We start from the raw sequence: 11,857 nt of genomic DNA, 5'->3' as shown, positions 1-11,857 counted from the left end.
ATCGTAACAGAGAGCAGTTGAAATAGGATATGGTATCTCCTGCCGACTGGCTCAAGCCGGAGCTAACGTAATCGTCACTAGCCTCGGCAAAGACAAGGCCGATAAGACTGCGAGGGAACTACCAAAAACCGGCTGTAATGCATTATCAATTCAAGCTGATGTACCTAAAGAAAAAGATATTATGCAGATGGTTAAGAAAACAATTCAAACTTACGGCTCCATTGATACTTTAATCAATAATGCCGGTATATATCCTTCCATGCCTGTTATGAGTATGGCTCTTGCAGATTTTGAAAAAGTTCTTGCTGTAAACCTCAAGAGCGTGTTTCTCTACACAAAATATGTTGCAGAGCAAATGATTAAGCGAGGACGTGACGGAAGGATTATTAACGTCACTTCAATTGATGTTCTTCACCCGTCATCTGTCGGTCTTGCTCATTATGATGCTTCAAAACTTGGAAAACTTTATAAAAAATCCAATGCAGCGAATGGGAGAACCAGATGACATTGGTAAAGTCGCATTATTCTTTAGCATCTGACATGTCCTCTTATATAACTGGTAGTCAAATTATTGTGGATGGAGGTGTATTACTTACATAGGAGTAAGAAAAATTATGGCAAAAGCAACAAGAACTGTAGATGATATCAAACTGGATGCTACCCTCGTGGAGGAAGACATAAGAATTCCAAAAAATGCTTTAGGCGTTGTTCTTTTTGCACATGCATCTGGACGTTCCAGGCATAGCCAGACTGCCAATTTTATTGCGGGAATTCTACGGAGCGCAAATGTTGCGACTGTCCATTTTGATTTGCTTAATGAGTCCGAAGAAGAAAATCTTGAGCTAAAAGCAGATATTCCACTTTTATCAAGTCGTCTCATTTCAGCCACGAGAATGATTCAAAAACACCCAGATTTAAAAGGTCTGCCAATCGGTTATTTTTCAACAGATACTGGAGCGGCAGCTGCGATTTGCGCGGCAGCCGAACTTGGCCCAAAAGTTATAAAAGCAATCGTTTCTCAAGCAGGGCATCCGGAAATAGCCGGAAGTGCATTGGACTTGGTAAAGAGCCCTGTGTTGCTATTAGTTGCGGAAGAAGATGAAAAGATAATAGCATCGAACGAATCTGCATATACCCGTCTTACCGCCGCCAAAAATTTAGAAAAAATCTTCCAATCCAAAGACCTTTTTGAAAAAGACCAGATTCTTGATAAGGTTGCTACCCTGGCTGCGCAGTGGTTTGAAAAATATTTAATCAAATGGAAGGATTATCGTGATAAGCCAAAAAAACATGTATTTCAAAAATAGAGCCGATGCAGGACAAAAACTTGCGCAAAAACTTAAAAAATACAAAGGGAGAGATATCGTAGTTTACGCGCTACCTCGCGGTGGGGTTGTAACAGCAAACGAAATCGCAAAGTGCCTAAATGCACCTCTTGACTTAATTATTACCCGTAAAATCGGCCATCCTTATATTTCCGAATATGCAATTGCCGCCGTTGCCGAAAACGGCCATATAGTCAAAAATGAGGAGGAAGTAAAAGCCGTTGACCAAGTCTGGTTTAGACAAGAAACCAAAAATCAGCGGCAAGAGGCAAAAAGGCGCAGAGAATTGTATCTTGGCACAAAAGCATCGATCTCACCTGAAGGTAAAATTGCTATTCTTGTCGACGACGGTATCGCAACAGGACTCACAATGAGAGTTGCAATTTTGGAACTTAAACATAGACATCCTAAAAAAATTATTGTCGCAGTACCCATTGCCCCAAAAGACACCGCATCCCAAATCGGCGCCGAGGTTGACGAATTCGTCGCGCTTGATATTCCAAGTATGTACGAGTTTCTTGGCGGAATCGGGGCATACTACGATGAATTTTTACCTGTGGAGGACAACGAGGTTATCAAAATTATGAAAGGAGAGGTGAAACAAAATGGTCATCTTTTTGCAGCCCAGATATGAGTATCTAAAAAAAGCTTTTGTAAACATCCCCGCAAAAGACTTTGGTAGCTATGAAACACGTCGTTTTGCAAATGGGGAGATCCACATCTCTTTAAATACTAAAGTAAACAAAAAACCATGTGTGATTGTTGTCTCAATCAACCCGCCCGATGAAAATTTACTCGCTTTGCTTCTTTTGGCTCATACCCTTAAAAAAGAAGGCGCCCAAAAAGTCGCAGCAATTTTGCCTTACATGGCTTACTCCCGTCATGATAAAGATGAGGTTGCCAAAAGCCAGGCTTTTTCTTGGTTAGGCAAGGTTTTCAAATCCTCAGGAATAAACAAGGTTATTACGATTGATATTCACAGCCAGGAATCTAAAGGTCTTTTTGGAGTGCCAGTAATCTCTGTTGCCAGTTCACCTATTTTCGCCAGTGAAATCAAGGCTCTTAAACTTTCAAATGCCACTATCGTTGCTCCGGATGAGGGAGCAATTAAAAGATGCCGGCTTGTCGCAAAAGAGGCAAATATCTCCCGCATTGCATATTTTAAAAAACATAGAACGGCAAGTGGCGTAGTCCATTCAAAACTGTATGGGAAGGTAACGAACCAAGCCATAATTGTGGATGACATGTTAGACACCGGAAGCACCCTGGTTTCAGCATGCTATAAATTGCGGGAAGCTGGTGTTGTTGAAATTTACATTATGGTCACACACGGGTTATTTACTGGAGACGAATGGAAACATTTATGGAAACTTGGTGCTAAACGTGTCTATTGTACGGATACGATCCCTTTGCCAAAACAAGTTGCCACGAAAAATATTAAGGTTCTCTCAATTATGCCAATACTTACCGATGCTCTTTTAAACAAAGAAAAAGGAGTGATATCATGGCTAAGTTAGTAAACGTAAAAATTGATAATGTAACCCTGGAGGGAACGCTTGATATCCCAAAAGGAGCCAACGGCCTCGTGCTTTTTGCCCATGGAAGCGGAAGCAGCCGACTTTCTCCCCGAAATACTTTTGTGGCAAAAGTGTTGAATAAATCAAAAATCGCAACCCTTCTTTTCGATCTGTTGACCGAAGAAGAAGATCAGATTTATGAAAATCGCTTCAATATTGATCTTTTAAATAAAAGGTTGGTTGCCGTTACCAATTGGGTAAAAAAACAGCCAGGAACAAAAGGTCTTAAAATTGGTTATTTTGGGGCAAGCACCGGCGCGGCATCTGCGCTAATTGCATCAGCACAGCTTAAAAATGAAATCACAGCAGTTGTTTCTCGGGGAGGGCGCCCTGATTTGGCAATGGCCATGTTAGAGAATGTTGTTTCGCCGACCCTTTTAATTGTCGGCGGGCGTGATTTTGAGGTCATCGAGTTAAACCAACAAGCGTATGACGCATTAACATGCACCAAAAAACTCGAGATTGTTGAGGGTGCAACACATTTATTTGAAGAGGAAGGGACACTCAAAAAGGTAGCAGATTTGGCCTGTGACTGGTTTTTAAAATATTTCAAAAAAGGGGCAAGAAAATGAAAATTCTCTTTGTCGGCGATGTTATGCTGGGAAGACTTGTCAACGGAGTATTAAGACACAATCCTCCGGCTTATATCTGGGGAGATATATTGCCAACGATCAAGTCAGCTAACATTAAAATATGTAACCTTGAATGTGTTATAGCAAACGTCGGAAAACCTTGGCCTAACAAAACCTTTCACTTTAGAACTGACCCAAAAAACGTTCAAAGTTTGAATATTGCTAACTTCTCGCCGATATCCATATCCAACAACCACGCAATGGATTTTGGGCCAAACGCTCTGATGCAAATGATCGATATCTTTAAGAAGGAATCAATCAATTTTGCCGGAGCAGGAATCGACATCACTGAGGCCTTCATGCCGGCGCTTGAAAACGGTGCAGGAAATTACGTTGGCATGATCTCTTTTTGCGACAACATGCCCCAATGGGAAGCAGCAAAAAATAAGCCGGGAATCTTCTATGTTCCTGTGGACCTTAAAGACAGACGTGCCAAAAGACTCTTGGAATTAGTCAAAAAAACAAGAGACGATGTCAAAATTTTAATAGTATCCGCTCATTGGGGCTCAAACTGGGGCTATGATGTACCTAAAAATCACACACCCTTCGCTCATGCTCTTATAGATGCAGGTGCAGATATCATCTTCGGTCACTCAGGACATGTTTTTAGAGGAGTCGAAATCTACAAAGGCAAACTGATTATTTACTGTGCTGGCAATTTTGTTGATGATTATGCAGTCAATGATGTTGAAAGAAATGATGAATCATTTATTTTCATCTTGGACTTAGATGTAAAAAGAAGCCGCATCAAAAAACTTACACTAACTCCCACAATTATCGACAACTGTCAGGCTTTGCTCGCATCCAAAGACAGGGCCGAAATCATCGCGCAGAAAATGCAAAACCTTTCCAAAAAACTTGGAACAGTTTTCAAGATAAACCAAAAAGATTTTAAATTAACCTTAATTTTATAAAAACATCTATGGACAACATTTTTAATTTAATTTGGTTTTTCATAATACTTTCAATATTCTTGCCAATGGGACAGAAGCGGCTTCTTGAGGCGAGAAGAATTCTGCTTATAAAATCTATTGAGAAGAAAAGAAAATCCAGAGTCATTACCCTGATTCATCGGCAGGAAACCTTGAGTTTTCTTGGAATCCCTATATCCAGATATATAGGGATAGAAGATGCAGAACAAATTCTTTCGGCAATTCACCTGACTCCAAACAATATGCCTGTTGACATCATTATGCACACACCAGGAGGCTTAGTTCTTGCTTCAGAGCAGATTGCTTTCGCGCTCAAAAGGCATAAAGGAAAAGTTACAGTTTTTATCCCTCACTATGCAATGAGCGGCGGCACATTTATTGCTCTTGCTGCAGACAACATAGTTATGAGCCAAAACGCAGTGCTTGGAGCAATCGATCCTCAGCTTGGTGATCCGCAAACAGGTGCATTTCCTGCAGTTTCAATACTCAAAGCGTTAAAAACAGCCAACCCTAATCGAGATGACAAAACCCTAATCTACGGCGATATTGCCCAAAAAGCACAAAATCAAATTTACGAGGCAACCCAAAATCTCCTGTTAAAACACTTTTCCAAAAACAAAGCTGTAAAAATTGCCCAAATATTAACAAGCGGCAGACGAACCCATGATTATCCAATCTTCGTTGAAGAGTTAAAAGTCATTGGTCTTCCAGTGTCAGACAAAATTCCCGAGGAAATATACAGTCTCATGAAACTTTACCCCAAAGAAAAATATGCAAGCCGTGGTGTCGAATTTATTCCCGCCCCATATCGTCCAGAGCCAGAGAAGCCAAAGAAAAATGAATAAAAATGACACAAGATACAAAAAGAGTTTTTTTAGCAATAACCATTCCAACCCATCTAAAAACTAAACTTGCCAGATATCTAAAAAGTCTCAACAAGTACAATCTTAGAATCACCCGCCCGGAAAATTTGCATATTACGGCACATTTTTTAGGGGATGTGAGAGTAGAACATCTGGTAAACATTGCAACTATAATCAAATTTCTATGCACGGAAATAACGCCATTTACTCTAAATCCAAAAGGGGTAGAACAAATCGAAAATAGGATTAAAACGATCTGGGTTACCTTTAAAAAAAGTACACCTTATAAGAACCTCGTAATAAGCCTCGAAACTGAATTTCCAAGCAACAAACAAAAAAATAGGGATTATATTGCCCATATCATGCTTGCAAGATTTAAAAAATCAACAAGTCTAAAAAACGTGGAACTGCCTAATTTTCAACTAGCAGATAATGTAGTTCATGTTCATGAAATCAAGCTCTTTGAATCAATTCTTGGACGAGACGGTCCGGCATACAATCTCATTGAAACTTTCAAATTGAAAGATAAAAAATGAAAAGTTTTAAAGTTAAACCGCATGTTGCGGATGTTAGACTTCGAGTAAAAGCAGATACTCTCCCAGAGCTTTTTGAAGCTGCACTTTTGGGGATGAACCAAATCTTCAAAAAGGACTCAAAAATCAAAGATAATCAAAATTTGTTAATAGAGCATATTAAGATTGAATCAAATGACCAAACGAGTTTACTTGTAGACTTTCTGTCTCAAATTTTAACGCTTTCACAAATTAACAAAGCAATTTTTTCTTACGTGGATTTTAAAAAATTAGGAGAACACGACCTCGAAGCGGAGATTCAGGGTTTTAAAATAGAAAGTTTCGACGAAGACATCAAGGCGGTCTCTTATCATGAAGCCGAAATTAGCAAAAACAAAAAGGGAGAGTATCAAACTACAATAATTTTTGATATCTAAAAGTGACAGTAACTTTATCAAATCTTGTCAAAATCACAGACTACATTTGGGAAATTCCTAAGACTTATCGTACCGACATGCTTGTGCCTGCGAGAATTTTTGCGAGCCAAAAAATGCTTGGCAAAATCTTTCGCGATAAATCGCTCGAGCAACTCATAAACGTTGCAACCCTACCGGGCATTCAAGGCCAAGCATTAGCTATGCCTGATGTGCATGAAGGTTATGGTTTTCCAATAGGGGGCGTTGCTGCAACAGAATATCCGGACGGAGTTATCTCCCCTGGAGGCATCGGCTACGATATCAACTGTGGTGTTAGGCTCCTCAAATCAGAATTGGTGGTAAGGGACCTCGAACATCATCAGGGTTTGCTTTCCAAAACTCTTTTTGAAAATATCCCATCGGGAGTTGGACGGGGCGGACGGCTTAAGCTTGACGATAAAAAACTTAATGAAATTTTGTCAAATGGTGCTTCCAGAATTATCGAGGAAGATTTCGGCGAAAAGAAGGACACCAGATTTTTGGAATCCGGCGGGGTATTAAAAAACGCTGATCCCACAAAAGTTTCCCAACAAGCTAAAGATCGCGGGCGGGACCAGCTTGGAACTCTCGGTGCCGGTAATCACTTTGTAGAGGTCGATGTAGTAGATGAACTTTATGATGTGGAAATTGCCAAGGTTTTTGGCCTTTCTGAAAATCAGGTTGTTATTTTAATCCATACAGGTTCCCGCGGCTTGGGACATCAGGTTGCAACCGATTACATCAGGCTTATGCTCTCAAAACTTTCTGCTTACAAAATCAGTTTGCCTGATAGAGAACTGGCATGCAGCCCATTCTCTTCAAAGGAGGGTCAAGACTACTTTAATGCGATGGCGGCGGCGGCCAATTTTGCATGGGCAAACCGGCAGCTTATTACATTTGAAGTTAGAAAATCTTTTGAGCAAATGTTCGGCACAAAAACTAAACTTTCTATTCTTTACGACGTTGCCCATAATATCGCCAAAGTTGAAGAACACGAAATCGACGGTAAGATTAAAAAGGTTATCGTTCATAGAAAAGGTGCAACGCGAGCTTTCGGCCCAAACCATCCTGATTTAGTCGAAGAATATAAAAAAACCGGCCAACCGGTAATCATCCCTGGCAGCATGGGGACGGCCTCTTATGTTCTTGTTGGAACAGATGAAGCAATGAATATTTCATTTGGTTCAACTTGCCACGGAGCCGGTAGAAGAATGTCAAGGCATGCTGCCAAAAAAGAGATTCAAGGCAAAAAGCTCAAGGCTGAACTGGAGAAAGAGGGAATTTTTATCCAAGCAGGGTCGATAAGGGGCCTGGCAGAAGAAGCGCCCGTTGCTTATAAGGATATTAACGATGTTATTGACGTTGTACATCAAGCAGGCATCGCCAAAAAAGTTGCAAAACTTAGACCTGTTGTAGTCGTAAAAGGATGATATGCAAATAAAATTTCTTGGCACGGGCGCAAGCGGTGGAACTCGGGGAGTTAAAAAATCAAAAAGACTAGAAAGCTCTGTGTTGATAAAAAATAACTTAAATATTTTGATAGATGTTACTCGCGACTTCCTTAAACAAGCTAAGGATATAGAAGGGGTAGACGTTATCCTTTTAACCCATGGCCACATGGACGCATGCGGTGGTATGAGAAAGATTCAAAAGTGGCTAAATAAACATAAGAAATCTGGGATAACTGTTTTTGCCCACCCTAAAACTTTAAAAGTGATTCAAACTAAATTTAAAATATCCGGCTTCAAACTAATCCCAGTTAAAGACGGTCAAGATATCAGGCTAGACTCCTGGAAGATCACTCCCTATGAGGTACCTCATTCTAAAGATAAAAAGTTCCCTACCTTTGCTTGGAAATTAAAAGGTTTAAAAACAATTATTTATGCTTCTGATACAGCTAAGTTGACAAAAAAGTTTCAAAACATTTGCCAAGGGGCAGATCTGCTTATAGTAGATGGTTCAACCTGGGAAAGGAAAATCTATTCTCATTTAAGAGTGGACAAAGATTTACCTAAAATTTGTCAGTGGAAAGTTAGCCAAATTTTCTTGACCCAAATTGGTAAATCAGTACCTCCCCATGAAAAATTCCAGAAAGAACTTACAAAAATTTGTCCAAGAGCATTCCCTGCTTATGATGGACTTAAACTTTATATTTAAAGGTAAAAAGGAAGTACTTTTTAATGAAAAAAAATATTTATTCAAAAGATCTAGGTATAGACATAGAAAGCAAAAAAGAGACAGAGCTTTTCAAATGGTTTTTAGCATGTTTACTTTTTGGCAAGCCTATTCAACAGAAAGTAGCTCGAAATACTTATCTTGAACTTTTGAAGGAAGGGTTAATAACTCCTGATTCGATTATTGATGCGGGTTGGGATAAATTGGTCAAGGTTTTAGATCGTGGACATTATGTACGCTATGATTTTTCATCTGCAACAAAATTGTTGGAGGTCTCTAAAAAATTAAAACGAGATTACAAAACTCTCACTAATCTATTTGAATTAGCCAAAAGTAAAAAAGATCTCGAAGAAAAACTTTTCGAATTTAAGGGAGTTGGTCCAAAAACAGTCAGCATTTTTCTTCGGGATGTTTCACCTGTGTTCAAATTTAAAACTTGTGACTAAAACGATTTTAAAAGCAACTTTGTTACAATCTAAAGACTAATGTGGAGCAAAAAAAATTCTCAATTACGCACAAAGATGAGGCAATGTTGGAACTTGTGAGTAAAACTGACCATAAGACATTGGCAATCTGGGCAATTAATTGCGCCGAGCGTGTCCTGCCATACTTTGAGGAAGATTATCCAGAAGACCATCGCCCTAGACAAGCTATCGAAATCCTTGAGGCATGGATTAATACAGGGGTATTCAAGATGGCAGTTATTCGCAAGGCTTCTCTTGAATCTCATGCTGCTGCTCGTGATGTAGGAGAAGATAGCCCCGCCCGCTCTGCCGCCCGTGCCGCAAGGCAAGCTGTAGCAACCGCGCATGTTCCCCGACACTCTTATGGTTCTGCGATTTATGCTCAGCAGGCTATCTATAGAGCCACAGGCTCTTCTGATGCCAATGCTGCCGTAGTCAAAGAACGAAATTGGCAATATGACCTCTTACTCCAATTGGGGGAAACGCGTAAGACAAAAAGTTAGCTGCGGGACTAGGATGCCATCAACCAGGGGTTCTTTTGCTAAAGCAAGAGCTGCCCGAACCTGAAAGGTTCAATCTGCATCCCAGCAAAAGTCTTTGGCCCTGTGCCAAAACCTTTTGCTGGGAGTAGTTGATGACTTCCGAACCGCAAACTGGGTAGAAATTATCAAATATCCCGAATTAGTTTACCAAAAATCAGTACAATTCCTACAATAAGTTTCATTTCAAGCTCCAAGTGTTGATTACATGCCGTTTTTTGAAAGCAGCGTTACAGGTTAACAAGGTAACAGAGTTAATTGCGTAGGGTTCAAAATCTATGGAATCTGACAACTCTTCTACTTTTTGCTTGAATTTCTTTGATGCCTGGGAGAATCTAGCGAGGGTCATGTTACAAAAAAAGTATCTTAAGTTCGAGTACTTTTTATCATCTGGGACGCCGGCCTCGCTTAGTTTTTTGTCCAAATCTAAAACAAGGTCATCTAATTCCTCATCAGTAGTACCAATAAGTGCAAGACTATTAGGAAAAAGTAATAAACGGTAGAAATACACGTTAAATTCTTTGTATTTGGGAATCGTTTCGGAAAAGACTTTTTCGACTTTTAATATATCGTTCTCGTCGAAGTGTGCAGGTTCGTTGATTACCCTCACGTTTTTGATAGTCAAATGAAGCGAATCGGGTAAGTAGTAGTAATAATCCGGCTCAATAGCCTGCAGGGGTTCAGTTAGTACAGTTTGTATCTTTTCTTTAAGAGTTTTGTTCGGTATATGAACACTTGTTAAACATTGTCTATTGTCATTTTCGTAGTCTTCGACTGGCGATACGGTACTGAAGCGTAGCGAATTACCATTCACTTGCTTCTCAATCTTATTGATTACTTCAATCTGCTTTTGTTGATAATTTGTCACAGTAATTTGCTGTTAATGTTCACCTTTCATAAACGCATAACTCAGGCTCTGAAACTGCCTCTAACCAAGATTTAATAAATTTTTCTTTTGAAACTTTAGTGTTTGGCGCGAAAGCCGGGTCGTGGAAAGTTATCTCGTCTTTGTTTATTCCCAACACAACGACTCGGTGAAGTGAAAAGCCATCATGATCTCTAAGTGTCCTTGAATCCAGAACTACCTCACAAACTTTTTCGCTATTTACAGCTTCTTCTAGTTGCTCAAATGTCGGCTTTTTTTGAACTAATGTAAAATTTGGATGCTGAAGAACTTTAGCAATATCTTCGGAGTACGATTCTAGATCCTTTGAGTTGTTTAAATAATAGTTAAACTCTTTTTCTGAAACAGACTTTTTTAAACCATGTAGACCTTCTTTTGCCCAAGCATCGTAATCAAGCGTGTCGTATTCTGTGATTTTGATATCTTTGTCTATAATCCAAAGCCAAAACTTGAAAGCCCAAACGACATAACCTTTTTGCCAGTTTGATATTTCTGCTATTTGTTCAAAGGTTGATTCCGGAAAGAAATGCTTGGCAACCATTGTGTAGCAAGCCAGCGCACAAGAAGTTGGCTCAGGTTGTTTAACATAAGGAATGTCAACAATCTTCATAATGTTTTCCTAAACCAGTCAACGACAGCTTTAATCATTTTATCTCTGTGTGGATCTAGTCCGTGGTCTCCACCCTCGATAACAACTTTTTCTTTTGGCTCATTTGCAACGTTAAAAAGAGCTTCCATTTCAGACACTGGAACAATATCATCTTCGGATCCGTGTATAAAAAGGACGGGATACTTAATCAGTTTCATTGAGGCTAAAATATCGTGATTTTCAAAATCGCTCCAAAACACAGGGTTTAACTTTACAGTTTCGCCGTCCGTTTTCACTCTAGTTGATATTCCTGATGGGTTGTAACCATCACCGAAAAGGTTTTTCATTATCTCTTTAACGTGACCAAACGACCCCATTAAAACAAGTGATTTTATATCAGGATGTAAGGTTATAGTGGTAGGTGTACCAAAAGATTGTCCGAGTACTCCAATTCGGGCCGTATCAACCAATGGCTGTGATTTAACAAAATCGAGGATTGATTCCAAATCATCACGTTGTTTGCTAAGTGACGTATCAGAGTAATTACCTTCACTCTCTCCACGTCCGGAAAAATCAAACCTAGATACTAAGATTCCACTTTTTGCCAAACTATCTGTAATGTCATCAAACATGCCACCCTCCTCTTTTGTTGCTCCAAATCCGTGAACCAATACAACTGAGGGATACTTATTTCTACCTTCATCAGGTTGGGTTTCTAGACCAACAAGTGTATCTCCTAAATTGTTGTTAGTTTGTATTTTCCGCACCTTCATGGAATTGACATATTTATATCACTTTGAAGCTGGAAGTTCGAATCCCATCCGCCTTATTGCAAAAATTGCCGATTTTTGATGATTTTTGAGGTTAACAATATGTTCAAAATTTGGCTG

General features: G+C 39.5%; 16 protein-coding genes. 13 read left to right on the top strand and 3 right to left on the bottom strand.

Annotation, left to right across the window (positions count from 1 at the left end):
- Nucleotides 1-70 precede the first annotated feature (70 nt).
- The 13 genes from NUV69_01975 to NUV69_01915 all read left to right on the top strand — a co-directional run bounded on the left by NUV69_01975 (nt 71) and on the right by NUV69_01915 (nt 9,438).
- Nucleotides 71-505 carry an SDR family NAD(P)-dependent oxidoreductase gene (locus NUV69_01975; protein ID MCR4324433.1) on the top strand — a complete coding sequence of 145 codons (435 nt, stop codon included), beginning with the start codon at nt 71-73 and terminating at the stop codon, nt 503-505.
- A 109-nt stretch (nt 506-614) separates the two neighbouring features.
- Nucleotides 615-1,307 (top strand): alpha/beta hydrolase, encoded by a 693-nt coding sequence (locus tag NUV69_01970; protein MCR4324432.1) that lies wholly within the window; start codon nt 615-617, stop codon nt 1,305-1,307.
- Nucleotides 1,291-1,959, top strand: coding sequence for a phosphoribosyltransferase family protein (locus tag NUV69_01965; GenBank protein MCR4324431.1), 669 nt, complete (start codon nt 1,291-1,293; stop codon nt 1,957-1,959). Before NUV69_01970 ends, NUV69_01965 begins: the two co-directional genes overlap by 17 nt.
- Nucleotides 1,931-2,842 (top strand): ribose-phosphate diphosphokinase, encoded by a 912-nt coding sequence (gene prs / locus NUV69_01960; GenBank protein MCR4324430.1) that lies wholly within the window; start codon nt 1,931-1,933, stop codon nt 2,840-2,842. Before NUV69_01965 ends, prs begins: the two co-directional genes overlap by 29 nt.
- Nucleotides 2,830-3,474: a dienelactone hydrolase family protein gene (locus NUV69_01955; GenBank protein MCR4324429.1), complete on the top strand. Its 645-nt coding sequence runs from the start codon at nt 2,830-2,832 to the stop codon at nt 3,472-3,474. Before prs ends, NUV69_01955 begins: the two co-directional genes overlap by 13 nt.
- The gene (locus NUV69_01950) at nt 3,471-4,448 is read left to right on the top strand and encodes a CapA family protein (GenBank protein MCR4324428.1); all 978 of its coding nucleotides are present in this window, start codon (nt 3,471-3,473) and stop codon (nt 4,446-4,448) included. The genes NUV69_01955 and NUV69_01950 overlap by 4 nt, the downstream gene beginning before the upstream one ends.
- Before the next feature lie 8 nt (nt 4,449-4,456).
- A complete protein-coding gene (locus NUV69_01945; GenBank protein ID MCR4324427.1) occupies nt 4,457-5,311 on the top strand; it encodes a hypothetical protein in 855 nt (284 codons plus the stop codon).
- A gap of 2 nt (nt 5,312-5,313) precedes the next feature.
- Nucleotides 5,314-5,865, top strand: a complete 552-nt coding sequence (thpR, locus tag NUV69_01940) for an RNA 2',3'-cyclic phosphodiesterase (protein MCR4324426.1) — start codon at nt 5,314-5,316, stop codon at nt 5,863-5,865.
- Nucleotides 5,862-6,278 (top strand): archease, encoded by a 417-nt coding sequence (locus NUV69_01935; GenBank protein ID MCR4324425.1) that lies wholly within the window; start codon nt 5,862-5,864, stop codon nt 6,276-6,278. The genes thpR and NUV69_01935 overlap by 4 nt, the downstream gene beginning before the upstream one ends.
- 77 nt (nt 6,279-6,355) lie before the next feature.
- The gene (locus tag NUV69_01930; protein ID MCR4324424.1) at nt 6,356-7,726 is read left to right on the top strand and encodes an RtcB family protein; all 1,371 of its coding nucleotides are present in this window, start codon (nt 6,356-6,358) and stop codon (nt 7,724-7,726) included.
- A gap of 1 nt (nt 7,727) precedes the next feature.
- A complete protein-coding gene (locus NUV69_01925; GenBank protein ID MCR4324423.1) occupies nt 7,728-8,453 on the top strand; it encodes an MBL fold metallo-hydrolase in 726 nt (241 codons plus the stop codon).
- A gap of 23 nt (nt 8,454-8,476) precedes the next feature.
- A complete protein-coding gene (locus tag NUV69_01920) occupies nt 8,477-8,917 on the top strand; it encodes a DNA methylase (GenBank protein MCR4324422.1) in 441 nt (146 codons plus the stop codon).
- 41 nt (nt 8,918-8,958) lie between these two features.
- Nucleotides 8,959-9,438 carry a hypothetical protein gene (locus NUV69_01915; protein MCR4324421.1) on the top strand — a complete coding sequence of 160 codons (480 nt, stop codon included), beginning with the start codon at nt 8,959-8,961 and terminating at the stop codon, nt 9,436-9,438.
- A 217-nt stretch (nt 9,439-9,655) separates the two neighbouring features.
- On the opposite strand, the gene NUV69_01910 is transcribed toward NUV69_01915, so the two are convergent.
- The 3 genes from NUV69_01910 to NUV69_01900 are packed head-to-tail and all read right to left on the bottom strand — an operon-like array spanning nt 9,656 to nt 11,740.
- Nucleotides 9,656-10,342 (bottom strand): hypothetical protein, encoded by a 687-nt coding sequence (locus NUV69_01910; GenBank protein MCR4324420.1) that lies wholly within the window; start codon nt 10,340-10,342, stop codon nt 9,656-9,658.
- Between the two features lie 19 nt (nt 10,343-10,361).
- Entirely contained in the window at nt 10,362-10,988 is a 627-nt protein-coding gene (locus NUV69_01905; GenBank protein ID MCR4324419.1) for a hypothetical protein, read from the bottom strand.
- The gene (locus tag NUV69_01900) at nt 10,985-11,740 is read right to left on the bottom strand and encodes an alpha/beta hydrolase (GenBank protein MCR4324418.1); all 756 of its coding nucleotides are present in this window, start codon (nt 11,738-11,740) and stop codon (nt 10,985-10,987) included. The genes NUV69_01905 and NUV69_01900 overlap by 4 nt, the downstream gene beginning before the upstream one ends.
- Nucleotides 11,741-11,857: the final 117 nt, after the last annotated feature.

The organism is Candidatus Curtissbacteria bacterium (assembly GCA_024654445.1).
In the GTDB taxonomy this organism is placed as follows: domain Bacteria; phylum Patescibacteriota; class Microgenomatia; order Curtissbacterales; family GWA2-41-24; genus JANLHP01.
The sequence above is the reverse complement of the archived record's forward strand: the minus strand, read 5'-3'. Positions and strand labels throughout refer to the sequence as shown.